General features: G+C 66.6%; 14 protein-coding genes. 9 read left to right on the forward strand and 5 right to left on the reverse strand.

Going from position 1 to position 15,841, the window contains the following annotated elements; translation table 11 throughout:
- Positions 1–71: 71 nt before the first annotated feature.
- The gene (locus WDC82_RS16170; protein WP_340118392.1) at positions 72–635 is read left to right on the forward strand and encodes a hypothetical protein; all 564 of its coding nucleotides are present in this window, start codon (positions 72–74) and stop codon (positions 633–635) included.
- A gap of 95 nt (positions 636–730) precedes the next feature.
- On the forward strand, positions 731–1,570 hold the full coding sequence (locus WDC82_RS16175; RefSeq protein ID WP_340118393.1) for a division plane positioning ATPase MipZ: 840 nt from the start codon (positions 731–733) through the stop codon (positions 1,568–1,570).
- A gap of 35 nt (positions 1,571–1,605) precedes the next feature.
- On the opposite strand, the gene WDC82_RS16180 is transcribed toward WDC82_RS16175, so the two are convergent.
- Together WDC82_RS16180 and WDC82_RS16185 are read right to left on the reverse strand one after the other, a co-directional pair.
- Positions 1,606–3,627, reverse strand: coding sequence for an SPOR domain-containing protein (locus tag WDC82_RS16180; RefSeq protein WP_340118394.1), 2,022 nt, complete (start codon positions 3,625–3,627; stop codon positions 1,606–1,608).
- Between the two features lies 1 nt (position 3,628).
- The gene (locus WDC82_RS16185) at positions 3,629–4,333 is read right to left on the reverse strand and encodes an AAA family ATPase (RefSeq protein ID WP_340118395.1); all 705 of its coding nucleotides are present in this window, start codon (positions 4,331–4,333) and stop codon (positions 3,629–3,631) included.
- Between the two features lie 1,031 nt (positions 4,334–5,364).
- Between WDC82_RS16185 and WDC82_RS16190 the strand changes: the two genes are divergently transcribed.
- Positions 5,365–6,012: a ribose ABC transporter permease gene (locus WDC82_RS16190; RefSeq protein WP_340118396.1), complete on the forward strand. Its 648-nt coding sequence runs from the start codon at positions 5,365–5,367 to the stop codon at positions 6,010–6,012.
- 62 nt (positions 6,013–6,074) lie between these two features.
- Here the strand turns inward: WDC82_RS16190 and WDC82_RS16195 are convergent, their stop codons facing one another.
- Positions 6,075–7,364 (reverse strand): polyhydroxyalkanoate depolymerase, encoded by a 1,290-nt coding sequence (locus WDC82_RS16195; protein WP_340118397.1) that lies wholly within the window; start codon positions 7,362–7,364, stop codon positions 6,075–6,077.
- A 334-nt stretch (positions 7,365–7,698) separates the two neighbouring features.
- Between WDC82_RS16195 and WDC82_RS16200 the strand changes: the two genes are divergently transcribed.
- From WDC82_RS16200 to WDC82_RS16210, 3 genes are all read left to right on the forward strand, one after another.
- A complete protein-coding gene (locus WDC82_RS16200; protein WP_340118398.1) occupies positions 7,699–8,265 on the forward strand; it encodes a hemerythrin domain-containing protein in 567 nt (188 codons plus the stop codon).
- 121 nt (positions 8,266–8,386) lie between these two features.
- Positions 8,387–9,361: a TAXI family TRAP transporter solute-binding subunit gene (locus tag WDC82_RS16205; RefSeq protein WP_340118399.1), complete on the forward strand. Its 975-nt coding sequence runs from the start codon at positions 8,387–8,389 to the stop codon at positions 9,359–9,361.
- 64 nt (positions 9,362–9,425) lie between these two features.
- Positions 9,426–10,241, forward strand: a complete 816-nt coding sequence (locus WDC82_RS16210) for an NYN domain-containing protein (RefSeq protein WP_340118400.1) — start codon at positions 9,426–9,428, stop codon at positions 10,239–10,241.
- Positions 10,242–10,245: 4 nt separating this feature from the next.
- Here the strand turns inward: WDC82_RS16210 and WDC82_RS16215 are convergent, their stop codons facing one another.
- Positions 10,246–10,905 carry a hemolysin III family protein gene (locus WDC82_RS16215; RefSeq protein WP_340118401.1) on the reverse strand — a complete coding sequence of 220 codons (660 nt, stop codon included), beginning with the start codon at positions 10,903–10,905 and terminating at the stop codon, positions 10,246–10,248.
- A gap of 38 nt (positions 10,906–10,943) precedes the next feature.
- Positions 10,944–12,080 (reverse strand): site-2 protease family protein, encoded by a 1,137-nt coding sequence (locus tag WDC82_RS16220; RefSeq protein ID WP_340118402.1) that lies wholly within the window; start codon positions 12,078–12,080, stop codon positions 10,944–10,946.
- A 152-nt stretch (positions 12,081–12,232) separates the two neighbouring features.
- Here WDC82_RS16220 and WDC82_RS16225 point away from each other — a divergent pair, with 152 nt between their 5' ends.
- Genes WDC82_RS16225 through WDC82_RS16235 form a run of 3 tightly spaced genes read left to right on the forward strand, consistent with a single transcriptional unit; the run spans position 12,233 to position 15,833 of the window.
- Positions 12,233–13,918, forward strand: coding sequence for a peptide ABC transporter substrate-binding protein (locus WDC82_RS16225; protein WP_340118403.1), 1,686 nt, complete (start codon positions 12,233–12,235; stop codon positions 13,916–13,918).
- On the forward strand, positions 13,897–14,874 hold the full coding sequence (locus WDC82_RS16230; RefSeq protein ID WP_340118404.1) for an ABC transporter permease: 978 nt from the start codon (positions 13,897–13,899) through the stop codon (positions 14,872–14,874). The genes WDC82_RS16225 and WDC82_RS16230 overlap by 22 nt, the downstream gene beginning before the upstream one ends.
- The gene (locus WDC82_RS16235; protein WP_340118405.1) at positions 14,871–15,833 is read left to right on the forward strand and encodes an ABC transporter permease; all 963 of its coding nucleotides are present in this window, start codon (positions 14,871–14,873) and stop codon (positions 15,831–15,833) included. Before WDC82_RS16230 ends, WDC82_RS16235 begins: the two co-directional genes overlap by 4 nt.
- Positions 15,834–15,841: the final 8 nt, after the last annotated feature.

A 15,841-nucleotide genomic window follows, 5' to 3' on the forward strand; every position in this document is an offset into this window, starting at 1 on the left:
CCCCTCCCCGCGAAGCTTCTCTTCGCCGCCAAAATCAGTAGTATCTGTGTGCTGCTCAGGGACGGGGGTCGATGGGCGAATACAAACGAAAAGACGGCATCATCAGGCGTGTGATGTCGGCCTTGGAAACCGCGCCGCACGGCAGCCAGGAACTGGACTGCATGATCAGCTATGCCCTTGAACTGGCGCGGGGCGAGTTCGATCAGGTCATGATGGAACTGCTGGTCGACGAAGGCTTTTCCTGGAACGTCATCTCCGAGATCTGGGAGGGCAAGGTCGCTCCCTACACCCAGTCGCTCGACTGCAGCGTCGCGGGCGAGAACATCGCCTTCGTGATGAAGTCCGAGCGGCGGGAGCAGTGGGCGGCGGTGCACAAGTCGACCGACGGGAATGAGCACGTTGCCTGGGCCCGTACGGAGATCCTGGTGCGCCGACTGGCCGCGCTGAAAGGCATTCTCGCCGACGCTGACAAGCGTGCGATGGAACGGCGGCCAGCGGCGGCCAGCTTGACGCCCGCGTCCTTGGAAGAGGACGACGACACGGAGGATGCTCCGGCAGACCCCGAACATCTGCGTATGGTTTCCGCAGCCGGCGGCTCGGCAAGGGATGCCGAGAACTGGACCGTGCTGTTCTAAGGCACGGTTCTAAGGCAGGGGCGGGCGGCGTCCTTCGCGCGTGGCAGCCGCCGCGCCAGCCGTAGCCCGCTGACAGTGGAGGGGTGGTCTTCAGCATGCAGCTCGACAGCCATCGGCCCGAAGAATCGGTGCCCTACGTCATTGTCGTCGGCAGTGAGAAAGGGGGGACCGGCAAGTCGACCACGGCGATCCATCTCGCCGTGGCGCTGATGAAGCTGGGCTTCCGCGTCGGCACCATCGACCTCGACGCACGCCAAGGCACTTTATCCGCCTTCTTCCGCAACCGCGCGGCGCAGGCCGAACGCAGCGGCCGACCGCTGGAGCTGTCGAAGCACCGCGCCATCGTGCGCTCGGGCGCGGGCGATCCCGCCGCCGCTGAGGCCGACGAAGCCGGGCGCCTGCAGGACGCCTTCGACGATCTCGCCGACTGCCATTTCATCGTCATCGACACGCCGGGCAGCGATTCCTATCTCTGCCGCATCGGCCACAACCGCGCCGACACGCTGATCACGCCGCTGAACGACAGCTTCCTCGACATCGAGGTGCTGGCGCACATCAACCGCGAGCGCCGCGAGGTGGAAGCACCCAGTGTCTACAGCCAGCTGGTATGGGAGCAGAACAACCAGCGCGTCGTCGCCGGGCGCCCGCCGATCGACTGGGTCGTACTGCGCAACCGCCTCGCCCACCTTGAAGCCCGCAACATGCGCGAGATTCAGGCGCTGCTTTCGCTGCTGGCCAAGCGCATCGGCTTCCGTCTGGCGCCCGGCATCAGCGAGCGGGTGGTGTTCCGCGAGATGTTCATGCAGGGCATGACCGCGCTGGACCTGCCGGAGACCGGCGGCGGCCAGGGCGAGATCGCCAGTCATGCCGCCGCACGGCGCGAGGTCCAGGAACTGCTGCAGGCAATCGGCCTGTTCGAGGCCGCGCCCGCCTGACGCTCCCTCTGACACCCCCTTAGACGCCCGGGGGCTTACCGCGGCCGTTCGGCCTGCTGCTGTGCGGCAGAACCGGCATCGGCGGCCGGCTCCGTTGCCTGCTTGGCCACGGCCTCCACGTTCGGCGTCTCCGGTGCCGCGGCACGGCGCACCACCAGGCAACCCTGGCCGGCGGCCTCCAACTGACGGCAGAGTTCGCGCGCGACGCCGAGATCGGCGATGGCCCCGCTGCGCACCCGGAAGAAGACACCCGCTCCCTCCACCGAGGCTTCCTGCACCCGCAGGTCCAACGCGCCCAAGAGCATCGGGAAGCTGGCCGCCAAGCGGCCGCGTTCGCGTTCGGCATCGGCGACCTCACGTACCGAGGCGACCTGCACCTCGTAGACACCGTCCGGCGACACGCGGAAAGCCGCCGGCGGAACCGACGGCGTTGCCGCGGGGATCGCCGCTTCAGGCTTGGGCTTCGGCAGCGCGACATCGGGACCGGCTTCGGCAGGCAGCGGCGCGCCCTGCGGCACCGCCGCTTCGCTGGGCCGCTGCTGCGCGCCCGGGTCATTGTCCGGCGAGGTGCCGGAGGACGAAGAAGGGACAGGGGCTGGGATCGCGACCTTGCCGCGCTCGGTCTTCGGCACCAGACTGAAGGCATTGGCGCCCGGCACCAGCGACGCGTCGGGCAGCACCACCCATTCGCCGTTGGCGTCGGCCTGCACCGTGGCGATGGGGCTGCCGTTGTTCAGCAGGATCCACGCGCTGTGCGGCTGCGCGCGGCCGGCGATGATGGACTGGCCGTCGGGTTCGATGCGAATGATGTCGAAAGACGGTTCCGGCAGCGGTGCCGGCGTTTCGGCGACCGCCGCCGGGGCGGCGGGGGCCTCGGGCGTCGCGGCCGGGCCAACCGTGGCTTGCGCCGTGGACAGGTCCTGCGCGGACGGCTCATCGCCTGCCGGCGCACCCGTCACTGTAATGGCGGCGGGTTGCCGCGCCGGCTCGCCGGAGATCGCCAAGTATCCGCCGAGGCCGAGCATGGCGCCCAGCACGACCACCGCCGCGCTGCGCCACGGCAGCACCGGGCGGGCCGGCGGCGGGGCCGCCTTGGGTACGCTGTCGATCCGGGAGAAGCCACTCGACGCCGGCATGGTGGGATTGAGCGCCGCCGCCCTGCGCAAGGCCATGGTCGCCGGGATCGCCGTGTCACCGACGGAACGTTGAGCAGACCAAGGCTGCGCCGCCGGTGCGGCCGGCGGTGCAGAGGATGATGCGAGGGCGGCCTGGGGCGCGGTGTCCCCGGAGACGGCAGCAGCGGCTGGGTCGGCAGCATCCGACTCCTCGCCCCCGGCCGCCGGCGCCGCCAGCACCGCGTCTTCCATGACGGCGTCCTCGGCAGCGTCCTGGCTGACCACCGCCTCGATCTCGATCGCCATCTCGGAGGCCGGCGCGGCGAGTGGCGCCTCGTCATCCTGGGGCGCGTCCTCGATGGCGGCCACGTTGGCATCGCCGGAGACCGTCTCCGCCTCGCTGGCCTCGCTGGCCTCGTCGTCGTCCAGCGCATCATCGGCGACAGCGTCGGGCTCGATCACGATTTCGATGTCGGAGATCACCGCCCGCATCGGGAGGGTATCCACCGCCCGCCCGTTGGTGCGCCGCAGGGACTGGGCGCCGCGTTCCAGCAGGCTGGCCGCCGGCGGCAGGTCGCCGGCCGACCCGGCCCCGGCGTCACCCTTGACCATGGCGGATTCTTTGGGGCCGGCCCCTTCCGCAGCCGCAGCCTCCCCGCCGGCATCCCGCGCCTCGACAAAGGCGAGCAGCGGCAGGTCCGCCTCCAGGGCCTTCGCCTTGCGCCGCGCGGCACCGTTGACGCCATTGGCCTTCCCTGCCGTGCCGGCGGCAGCCAGGGACGCCGCCTGGGCGGCGGCCGCGGTGGCGGCGGCGGTTTCGGCAGGATCCAGGGTGTCGGTCTCCGCGCCCTCCATCTCGGAGATCAGCAGGCGGGCCGGCGAGGCCTTGCCCTTGCGCGCGAAGAGGGAACTCGTCAGCGAGGCGGCCTTCTGCTGGGTCATCTCAGGCCCTGCCCTCGGCCTTCGTCTGCGCCGTCATCGCGGCAACGGCACCGGGGATCGACGGCAGGGGCCGCCGCCGCAGCGTGCCCCCCTGCAGCCTGTCGCGCAGGTAGCCCCAAAGTTCGCCGATCTCATCGGCCGAGCGCGACTCGCCCGGCAGTTCCATCACCGTGCGGCCATCAATCATGGCCGCCGCAAAGTCAACGCGCTGGTGGATGATGGAGGGTGCCAGCGGCCCGTACTGGGACAGCAGCGATACCGCCTCGGAGGTGATGCGCGCGCGCGCCGCGGCGCCGTTGACGACGAAGACCAGCGGCTTGCCAAGGTGCTCGACCAGTTCCATGGTCGAGCCGATCGAGCGCAGGTCGTGCGGGCTGGGCCGCGTCGGGATCAACACCAGGTCGGCGACCCGGATGACATCGGCGATGGTCGCGGTGAGCGCCGGCGGCGTATCGATGATGAGCAGTTCCAGCCCATGGGCGGCCAGCTCCCTGATATCGTCCGCCAGCCGCGGCACCGCCGTCTGGATGAAAAAGGGATTGGGCGCCGCGCGCTCGTTCCACCAGTCCGCGAGGCTGCCCTGCGGGTCGACGTCGATGAGACCGACCGGCCCGTCCCCGCTCAATTCAGCCTGAACCGCAAGATGCCCCGCCAGGGTGGTCTTTCCTGACCCGCCCTTCTGAGACGCAACAACCAAAACCTTCAACCTGCTCGCCCCCCGAATTCTCGATGAGCCGGTATTACTTGGCGCTGTACGGCCCGACGTAGCGCCCTTGGCTCCGTTCACGTCCGACATCAAAGACTAATCCTCGATGCCTGGCAGCGAAAGTTAATATTTAGTTAATCTCTACTATATGTAGCGTTTGAATGGAAGGCGAAGCTGCAGGTGTTGGGTCAAATCCACAGCCTGCCCGCTTCTGAGGATGCCCCGGCCGCCATCCGAATACAACCTGTAGGCAAACAGTTTATCCATCACTGAAGCCGAGGGCGATCCCCTCCACGGCGATTCCGAGAATTTTGCAATATTCTCTCATGAAAATAACTGGGAGTTGAAGGATTTAGCAGTTTATTTCACTGCAAACTGGATAAAATTTTATTAGACTTTAGTATAAATAAAAATAAAACAGCTTTTTATTTCAAGCTTTACTTAATTATCTCTATCTATTATTTTATCAGGCTGATTAGAAGCCAGGACTGTATGGAGGACAAAATGCAGATCCAACCTGCCCCGGCGCCTCTGGCCAATACCGGTTCGGAGGCAGCCGTTCGGACCCAGGAGGTCCCCCCCACTGCCAAGGCGGAAACGCCGCGGCCGGTGGACGCTGCCCCCAAAGACCCGCCCCCTCGGTTTCCCTATCCGGAGCCGAACCGGGGCCAGACGATCGATATCGAGGCCTGATCGTCTATCCGTCGCGTCATCAGCGCCGGGGGGAATCATGCTGTTCCTGCCAAAGCTCCGAAGGGGATGAGGAACCGTCCCCTTCGGAGCCTTCTTTTTCCCCGCCGCCTCGGGGCCACCGCCGGAAATGCCCCGAAATCCCCGGCCCATAGCCGGAAGGGGATCCCAGCAAGGACACTTGTGCGCCAACCCTTCCTCGCCATATACCATTCACGGGATGAAGGTCCCGGAGTCGCCCTGCGCCTCGGTGCGGGCTGAAGCTGCCGACCTTGACCACATACCAGCGTGAAACAGCAGCCCTGCTGCAATGGTCAGCCGAGAATGACGGGCGATCCACTATGTCTGTAGAACCCAGGCGCATGGCGCCGCTGCGGCGCAACCTCAAGTTCCTGCGCCGCTGGCTGCAGAACCCGAAGGCGGTCGGCGCCCTGGTGCCGAGCGGGCGCAGCCTGGCGAGCGCCATGGCGGCGGAAATCGACCCGAGGGCCGCGGGCACGGTGGTCGAGCTGGGCGGCGGCACAGGCAACGTAACCGCCGCGCTGCTGGAATCCGGCATACCCCCGCAGGACATTGCCGTCGTCGAGCGTGATCCCAGCTTCGCGCGAGTCATCTCGGCGCGCTTTCCCGACGTGCGGCTGCTGCAGGGCGACGCAGCGGAACTGCGGCGCCTGCTGCGCGAAGCCGGCATCGGCCCCGTCAAGGCGGTGATCTCCGGTCTGCCGCTGCTGTCGATCCCCGATCGCGTCTGCCTGCGCATCATCTCCGAAGCCATCGAGGCGCTGAACGAAGACGGCGTCCTGGTGCAGTTCACCTATGGACCCGCCTCGCCCGTCTCGCGGCGCATCCTGACGCGCCTCGGCCTGCAGGCGCAGCGCACGTCCTGGGTAGTCGATAACTTCCCGCCCGCCAGCGTGTGGCGCTACCGGCCGGCCGCCCGAGGACTGGGTGGGGTGCTGGACAGCATGTCGGAAAAACGCAGCGCCTGAGCGCCGGGTTCAAATCCGGACAACGCTTGCCGCATTCCTGAGAAAACGAGGGTTCGCCGCTATCACGCTGCGCTGACGCGGCGGATCACCTGCGCCGGCTTGGCCTGGATGTTCCGTTTGAACTGCGTGGTGCGGATCATCTCGCGCACCCGGGGCTGGATCTCGGTGCGCCAGCGCGTGCCGTTGAACACGCCGTAGTGGCCGACCCCGGGCTGGACGTAGTGATAATGGTCGTCGATCGGAATGCCGGTGCAGAGATCGTGCGCCGCCTCGGTCTGGCCCAGGCCGCAGATATCGTCCAACTCCCCTTCGACGGTCATCAGCGCCGTCTTGCGGATCTTGCGGCAGTCGACCGGCTTGCCGCGATGCATCAGGCGGCCTTCCGGCAGGGCATGTTCCTGGAACACCGTCTTCACCGTATCCAGATAGAAGTCGGCATTGAGGTCCATGACCGAGAGGTACTCGTCGTAGAACGTCTGGTGCTGCTCGACCGAGTCGCAGTCACCCGCGACCAGATGGCGGAACAGGCCGGCGTGCGCTTCCATGTGGCGCTCCAGGTTCATGGTCATGAAGCCGGAAAGCTGGACGAAGCCGGGATAGACGCGGCGCAGGGCGCCGGGATTGGGGAACGGCACCGCGTGGATCACCGTCTGTTCGAACCATGACAGCGGACGCGAGGCCGCCAGTTCGTTCACCACTGTCGGATTGCGCCGGGTGTCGATCGGGCCTCCCATCAGCGTCATCGAAGCCGGCTGCAGGGGATCCTCCTGATCGGCCATGGCGGCGACCGCCGCAAGCACCGGCACCGAGGGCTGGCACACCGCGATCACATGAGTGTTCGGCCCGATGAAGCGGATGAACTCCATCACGTAGTCGATGAAATCGTCGAGATCGAAGCCGCCATAGATCGCCGGCACGAGGCGCGCGTCGCGCCAGTCGGTCACGTAGACGTCATGCTCGGGGATCATCGCCTTGACGGTGCCGCGCAGCAGGGTCGCGTAGTGGCCGGACAGCGGCGCGACGATCAGCACCTTGGGATCATAGCGCTTGCCGGTCTCGGCCGTCTCGTCGCGCTTGAAGTGCAGCAGGTCGCAGAACAGCTTGGAGTGCACGACCTCGGGCTCGACCGCGACCGGGAGCCCGAAGATCTTCGTCTCGTCGATGCCCCATTCCGGCTTGCGGTAGCGCCGGGTGACGTTCTCGAACACCTCGCAGGCCGCCGCGACGGCCTTGCCCACGGGGGTGTAGGCCACCGGACTGAAGGCGCTGCGGCAGAGGTAGCGCAACGCGTCGGACTGCGCGCGCAGCGGCTGCACCGCAGCATGGGTCATCTCGTAGGCATGATAAAGCAAGGCTACTCGGTCCCCAGAGTTGGCGTACCCTGTCGGGCACTCCCTTATGCTGCCTTGATTTTACTCGGCAGAGGCAAAACAGCCCCCTGCCGGCGCGCCGTCGGGACAGCCCTTGTTGCGACGCAACAAAACCTTAGCATTCGGTGTCCGTCCCGCGAAGCGAAAATCTCCGGTCCCAGCCAGTGGGATTTTCTCCACGAAACCGCGCGTTTCGGCCCGCACCGGCGCCTGCGGCGAGCCCTTGACCCAGGTCAATGCCCGCAGCGGACAAAAAAAATACGGTCATAAGCGTGATCGGCGGTCCGCCCGCGATTCCCAAGACGGAATGGAAGACATGGCCAGCATCATCGATTCCCTGCGCAGCGACCATTCCCGCATGACCAAGCTGCTCGATGCCCTGGAACGCCAGATCGGCACTTTCGAGGAGGGCGGCACGCTGGACTTCGAGATCGTCGACGGCATCCTCCACTACTGCCGCAGCTATCCGGATCTGCACCACCATCCCCTCGAGGACCTCGTCTTCGAAAGGCTGAAGCGGCGCGCGCCGCAGGCGGCGGCGGAGGTCGGCAACCTGCAGCAGGAGCACGCCAAGCTCGGACAGTTGAGCGCGCGGTTCGCGGCGAGCCTGACCGCCGTGGAGCAGGACATCGCCATGGAGCGGCACGAATTTCTGGAGCCCGCGCGCGCGTTTCTTTCCGGTTACCGCCGCCACATCATGATGGAGGAAAAGCTGTTCTTCCCGGCGGCCGAGCACAGCCTGACCCCGGAAGACTGGCGGGGCATCAAGTCGCAGCTGGAGCCGGTGAGCGATCCGCTGTTCGAGCGGCGCGACGACGAGCGTTTCGACGCCCTCTTTGCCGACATCGTCGACTGGGACGGGCACCTACCGGCCGGCGCCTGAGGCCTTCCCTGGCGAATTCTGACCGCGCGGTCGTTGGCGCGGCTTTCATGCTTTGTTAGGCTGTCATCGACAGGCTGACCCGCAACCTCCCCGCGACCGCCAGTCCAGGAGACCCCCCCGCATGGGACTCGGCACGATAATCCACCTCCTCGTCATGGCCGCCGCCCTGACCGGCGCCGCCACCACCCCGGCCTCCGGGGCCGACTCGACGCTGACCATCGGCACCGGCAGCCGCGCCGGCGTCTACTTCCAGGCCGGGCGCGCCATCTGCCGCCTGGTGGAAACCGCGGCGGAACTGCCGGGCACGGCCTGCCAGGCGCCCGCCACGGCCGGCTCGATCGCCAACCTGCGCGACCTGCGCGCCGGCGAACTGCAACTCGCCATCGCCCAATCCGACTGGCAGTACCATGCCGTGAACGGCAGCGACCGCTTCGCCGAGGACACACCCGACAGCGCGCTGCGCGCGCTGTTCTCCCTGCACGGCGAGGCCTTCACCCTGGTGGCCCGCCGCGATTCCGGCATCGCCCGGCTGCAGGACCTCGCCGGCAAGCGCGTGAACATCGGCAATCCCGGCTCCGGCCAGCGCGGCACCATGGAAATCGTCATGCGCCAGATGGGCTGGGATCGCCGCAGCTTCAGTCTGGCCGAGGAACTGCCGGCCAGCCAGCAGTCGCTGGCGCTCTGCCACGACCGCGTGCAGGCGATGATCTACATCGTCGGCTTCCCCAACGACTCGGTCGCTCAGGCGGTACGGCTCTGCGACGCCACCATCATCGAGGTCTCCGGCCGCCCGATCGACATCCTCGTCGCCAAGTATCCCTTCTACTCGGCGATGAGGATTCCAGGCGGCCTCTACGCAGGCAATCCGCGCGACGTGCGCACTTTCGGCGTCACAGCCACCGTGGTCGCCTCGGCGACACTCGATGCCGATATCGTCTACCGCATCACCAAGGCCGTGTTCGACAATCTCGACAGCTTGCGGGGCGCACACCCGGCGTTCCGCCACCTGGTGCCCGAACACATGATCAGCGACGGCCTTTCCGCGCCGCTGCATGAAGGCGCCCTGCGGTACTACAAGGAACGGGGCTGGCTGTAAGGCGCCGTCCGCCGTATGATCCGGTCACCAGCGTAGGACCAGCGGCCAAAGGGCGAAAACAGCGATGAGCGAGAACGACAGCGCACAGAACATGGCGGTGTTCTGCGATTTCGAGAATGTGGCCCTGGGCGTGAAGGACGCCAAGTACGCCGCCTTCGACATCGGCCGCGTGCTGGAGCGCCTGCTGCTCAAGGGTGACATCGTCGTGAAGAAGGCCTACTGCGACTGGGCGCGCTACAAAGAGTTCAAGGCGCCGATGCACGAGGCGGCCTTCGAGCTGATCGAGATTCCGCACCTGCGCCAGTCCGGCAAGAACTCCGCCGACATCCGCCTGGTCGTCGACGCCCTCGACCTCTGCTACACCAAGCCGCACATCGACAGCTTCGTCATCATCAGCGGCGACTCAGACTTCTCGCCGCTGGTCAGCAAGCTGCGCGAGAACAACAAGACCGTCATCGGCGTCGGCGTGAAGAACTCGACGTCGGAGCTGCTGACCGCGAACTGCCATGAGTTCATCTACTACGACGACCTGATCCGTGAATCGGTCACGCAGCAGAAGGCCAAGCGCAAGCGCAGCGCCGCCAAGAAGACCGCCGTCCCGAAGCCGAACAGCGAGGAGGCACTGAAGCAGGAAGCCTTCGACCTAGTGACCGAGGTGATCGAGGACCTGATGCAGGAGCGCGGTGCGCAGGAGAAAGTCTGGGGATCGATGGTCAAGCAGACCCTGAAGCGCCGCAAGCCCGGTTTCAACGAGAGCTATCACGGCTTCCGCGGCTTCGGCGAACTGCTGGAAGAGGCCGAGAAGCGCAAGCTGCTGAAGCTGGAACTCGACGAGAAGTCCGGCGGCTACATCGTCAAGCGCCTGCTGCGCGAGGACTGAGGCCTCAGCGGGCGACCACCACCTCGCTCACGATCGCGATGAAGTGGCAGACGGCTGCGACCAGCACGAAGGCGTGCCAGATCGCGTTGTGGTAGGGCAGCCGGGCCCACAGGTGAAACACCACGCCGAGGCTGTAGAGCAGGCCGCCCGCCAGCAGCAGGGCCAGGCCCGCCGCCGACAGCGCGCCGAGCAGCGGGTCCAGCACAACGACGATGCTCCAGCCGAGCAGCAGATAGGCGGCGACCGACAGGCGCTCAAAGCGCCAGGGCCAGATCAGCTTCAGCGCCACGCCGGCGAGCGCGACCGACCACACAAAGCCGAGCAGGGCAAGCCCCCGGGCGCCGCCGACGGCGACCAGCATGAAGGGGGTATAGGTGCCGGCGATCATCACGAAGATGGCGGCGTGGTCGAGCCTGCGGAACAGCGGCTTCCAACCGGAATGGTCGACGAGGTTGTAGAGCGCCGAGCAGGTGAGCATGGCCAGGAGGCCGGCGCCGTAGAGGCCCACCGCCAGCCCCAGCAGGGCGTCGTGATGGGGCCATACCAGAATCGCGAGCGAGATGCAGGCGGCGAGGCCGAAAACCAAGCCGAGGCCGTGCACCACGGCATCGGCGATACGCTCAGCGCGGCTGTACTGCGGATGGACGGGACAGGTCTCGGTCATCGCCTCGCTTCGGGCCCATCGGTTCTCCGCCCGACAGGCTAACGCCCGGCCCCCTCAAGGTCGATCTTCAGGCTGAACAGCTCCAGCATGTCCTTCAGCGCGACGATACCGACCAGGCGATCGCCGACGGCGACGATGAGGCGGCTGTTGCCCGTGCGGTTCATCAGCGCCATGGCTTCGATCGCATCCATGCCGGGATCGACGGTGTTGTCTTCCGTACAGGCGACCATCAGATCCCGCACCGCCAAGTAGGGCCACTTTTCGCGCGGTTCGGTCTTCAACTGCCTGGTCGCGATGCAGCCGACGAGGCGCCCGTCGGTGACCACCGGGAAGAGATCGTAGTGGTACGTGTAGACATAGTCCTCGACGAAGCGGCTGAGCGGGAGGTCCTGCGGCACGGCGACCGTCTCGTGAGTCATGAAACGGCGCACCGGCTCGCCCTCGAAGATATCTCGGCTCAGCATCTGCTGATAGGCGTTGGCCGCGGCACCGCGCACGAAGAGACCGATGAGGAACCACCACATCCCGCCGATAAAGTTGCCGGAGATCACACTGAGCACGCCCAGCGCCATCAGCCCCATGCCGAACAGCTTGCCGGCGTTGGACGCCACGCGGGTCGCCTGCTTCAGATCGCCCCGCCAGTACCACAGCGCTGCGCGCAGCACGCGGCCGCCGTCCATCGGAAAGGCGGGGATCAGGTTGAAACCGCCGAGCAGCAGGTTGATGAAGGCGAGGTATTTCAGGACACCGGTCAGCGGCACCGGCAGGCCCGCCGCTTCGGCGAGCACGCCGAGCAGAAAGAAGGCGGCGGCAAGGAAGAAGCTCGCCAAGGGGCCGGCGATTGCCATCCAGAACTCAACCTTGGCGCTCCTCGGCTCCTCGGTCATCTCGGCGACGCCGCCGAAGATGAAGAGGGTGATGCCCTTGATCGGCAAGCCGTAATGCCGCGCGACCACGGAGTGCGAGAGCTCGTGGAAAAGCAGCGAGAAGACCAGACCCAGCATACCGGTCAGGCCCATCCACCAGTAGGTGGCCTGCGAGAGCCCCTCGTACCATAGCGGAAAAGCACCGGCGGCCAGCGACCAGGTGACCAGCACCGCGAGCAAGAGCCAGGAAACGTCGACCCGGACCTTGAAACCGAGCAGTTCGAAGAGCGTAATGCCGCGTCCGTTCATGTTCCGGCCATGAGGTTCGGTTGCATCTGTCCTTCCTGAATGTATCGCCTGAATATAAGGAATACCTGATGATTTCCAACCGGCCCCTTCGCGTGGCGCGCCCGGTCGGGTAGGATACCTGGATTGACCGGCGGATACCTTGGGGAGCGGCCATGCGAAAACTCATCCTGGCGACCGTCCTGGCCGTTTGTGCCGGGATCTCCCCCGCCGTCAGCGCCCTGGGCGCCGAGGAGCTGCGCATCGGCCTGTCGCAATACCCGACCACGCTGCACCCCAGCATGGACCCCTCGATCGCCAAGTCCTACGTGAATTCCATGACGCGGCGCCCCCTCACGGTCTACGACCAGCAGTGGGAGCTGATCTGCATGCTGTGCACCGAGCTGCCGTCGCTGGAGGCCGGCAGCGCCGAGGTCGTGCCGCTGCCGGAAGGCGTCGAGGGTGCCGGCGACGGCCGCGGCATCGCCCTCACCTATTCCATCCAGCCGGGCGCCACCTGGGGCGACGGGACGCCGGTCAGCACCAGGGACGTCATGTTCACCTGGAAGGCGGGGCGCCACCCGACGGCCGGCGTCGGCAACCTGGAGGCCTACAAGCGCACCTATCGGATCGACGTCGTCGACGACAAGACCTTCGTGCTCTACAGCGACCGCGTCTCCTTCGAGTACGCCGCGATCAACGATTTCCGCCTGCTGCCGGCGCACATCGAGGAGCCGATCTTCGACGCCGCGCCGGACGACTACCGCAACCGCACCACCTACGATACCGATCCGACCAACCCCGGCCTGTTCTACGGGCCCTATCGTCTCACCGAGGTAGTGCCCGGCTCGCGCCTGGTGCTGGAGCGCAATCCGACCTGGTGGGGCAAGCAGCCGGCTTTCGACCGCATCACCCTCTTGACCGTGGAGACGACCACGGCGCTGGAAGCCAACCTGCTGTCCAACAACGTCGACATGATCGCCGGCGAGCTCGGCCTCACCCTGGACCAGGCGCTCGCCTTCGAGAAGCGCTACGGCGACCGCTACGACGTCGTCTACAAGCCGAGCCTGCTGTACGAACATATTGACCTGATGCTCGACAACCCGATCCTGCAAGACAAGCGCGTGCGCCAGGCGCTGGTCTACGCGATCGACCGCGAGGCGATCAACCAGCGGCTCTTCGACGGCAAGCAGCCGGTCGCCCACTCCGACGTCTCGCCGCTGGACTGGGTCTACAACGAGGACGTCAAGAAGTACCCTTACGACCCGGCGCAGGCGGCGGCCCTGCTGGACGCGGCGGGCTGGAACCAGCTGCGCAACGGGATCCGCCACAACGCCGCGGGCGAACCCCTGCAGCTGGAGTTCATGACCACCGCCGGCAGCCGGATCCGCGAGCTGGTGCAGCAGGTGCTGCAAAGCCAGTGGAAGCAGGTCGGCATCGACATCAAGGTGCGTAACGAGCCGCCGCGCGTGTTCTTCGGCCAGACGCTGCACGAACGCCGCTTCACCGGGCTCGCCATGTTCGGCTGGGGCAAGGGCCCGGAGCATGTCCCGCTGACCACGCTGAAGTCCGACCAGATTCCCGCCGCGGAGAACGGCTGGTCCGGGCAGAACTACACCGGCTTCCAGAATGCCGAGATGGATGCGCTGATCGAGGCGATCGGCCTCGAGCTCGATCGTCCGAAGCGCAAGGCCCTGTGGGACCGCCTGCAGCAGATCTATGCGGAGGAAGTGCCGGTGATCGGGCTGTACTGGCGCGCCAACCCCTACATCCTGCCGAAGTGGCTCAAGGGCGTGCGGCCCACCGGGCAGATGGCCACCTCGTCCCTCTGGGTCGAGGAATGGACCGTCGAAGGGCGCTGACGCGGACGATGCTGTCCTACCTCTCCCGGCGGCTCATCGAGTCCTTCCTGGTGCTCGCCATCATGTCGCTGCTGATCTACGCCCTCATCGGCCTGATGCCGGGCGACCCCATCGACATCATGATCTTCTCAAATCCGGAGATGACCACCGCCGATGCCGAGCGGCTGCGTGCGATCTACGGCCTCGACCAGCCGCTGCTCTCACGCTACCTCGCCTGGCTGGGCGACGCGCTGACTGGCGATTTCGGCTACTCGCGACTCTACAACCAGCCGACCCTCGACATCCTGCTGCCGCGCCTCGGCAACACCGTGGTGCTGATGGGCATCAGTTTCATTCTTGCCTTGGCGATCGCGCTCCCTGCCGGGATCTATGCAGCGACGCGACCGCAGAGCCCGGTCGATCACGCGATCAACCTGATCGCCTTCGCCGGTATTTCGGTGCCGCCGTTCTGGCTCGCCATCCTCCTGATCATCCTCTTCGCTGTGACGCTCGGCTGGCTGCCCGCCGGCGGCATGGGCGATGGGCGCGACTTCTGGGCCGACCAGCGCCACTTGGTGCTGCCGGTGCTGGCGCTGACCATCGCCACCGTGGGCGGCATCATCCGCTTCATGCGCGCCGCCGCCATCGAAACGCTGCGCCAGGACTACGTGCGCACGGCCCTGGCCAAGGGCCTCTCCGGCCGCCAGGTCATCGTCGGCCACGTGCTGCGCAACGCCATGCTCCCGGTGGTCACCATCCTGGCGCTGCAGATGGGCAACCTCTTCTCCGGCGCCCTCATCACCGAGCAGATCTTCGCCTACCTCGGCATGGGCAAGACGATCTACGACGCCGTGATCGGCAACGACTACAACGTCGCCTTGGCCGGCCTGCTGCTGGCAACGCTGACCACGCTGCTGGCGAACCTGCTGGCCGACCTCGCCTACAGCTGGCTCGACCCCCGGATAAGCTACCAATGACGCAGCCCGCACCAGACGGGCTGCTCGCCGCCGAAGCTGCCCACGCCCACGGCGCCGCGCAAAGCGTGCGGCAGATCTTCTGGCGCCGTTTCGTCCGCCACCGCCTCGCCTTCGGCAGCCTGGTGTTCCTGGTTCTGCTCGCGCTGGCTTCTGCTGCGGCGCCCCTGGTGGAAGCGGCCCTGGACGTCGACGGCAACCTGGTCGACCTCTTCAACGCCAAGCAGCCGCCCTCGGCCAGCCACCCGTTGGGCACCGACGATCTGGGCCGCGACGTCCTGGTCCGCCTGCTCTATGGCGGCCAGGTCTCGCTGGCGGTGGGCCTTGCGGCGGCACTCTGCGCTGCCATCATCGGCACGCTGCTGGGGCTCTTGGCCGGCTACTACGGCGGACGGCTGGACGGCTTGCTGATGCGCTTTACCGACGGCGTGATCGCGATGCCGATCCTGCCGCTGCTGATCATCCTCGCCGCCATCGACCTCAACAAGGTCGGCCTGCCCCAGGCACTGATCACATCGGAAAGCGCCAGCCTCTACCGCATCGTCTTCCTGGTCGCCCTGTTCGGCTGGACCACCGTCGCCCGCTTGGTGCGAGGCGCCACCCTCTCCATGAAGACGCGCGAATTCGTGCGCGCCGCCGAGGCGCTGGGCGCTTCGGCGCCGCGCATCATGCTGGTGCACATCCTGCCCAACGTGGTGTCGCCGATCATCGTCGCCACCACGCTTTCGATCGGCGGCATCGTGCTGCTGGAATCGGTGCTGAGCTTTCTCGGTCTCGGCATCCAGCCGCCGCTGCCCTCCTGGGGCAACATGCTGACCTCGGCACAGGAGCTGATCTGGGACGCACCGGCGCTGGCGATCTACCCGGGCCTGCTGATCTTCGCGACGGTGATCGCGTTCAACTTCCTTGGCGACGGTCTGCAGGACGCGCTGGATCCGCGCGCCCTGCAGGGCGAGGAGTAAAGACCGGC

This window comes from Pelagibius sp. 7325, assembly GCF_037652055.1.
Lineage (GTDB): Bacteria > Pseudomonadota > Alphaproteobacteria > Kiloniellales > Kiloniellaceae > Pelagibius.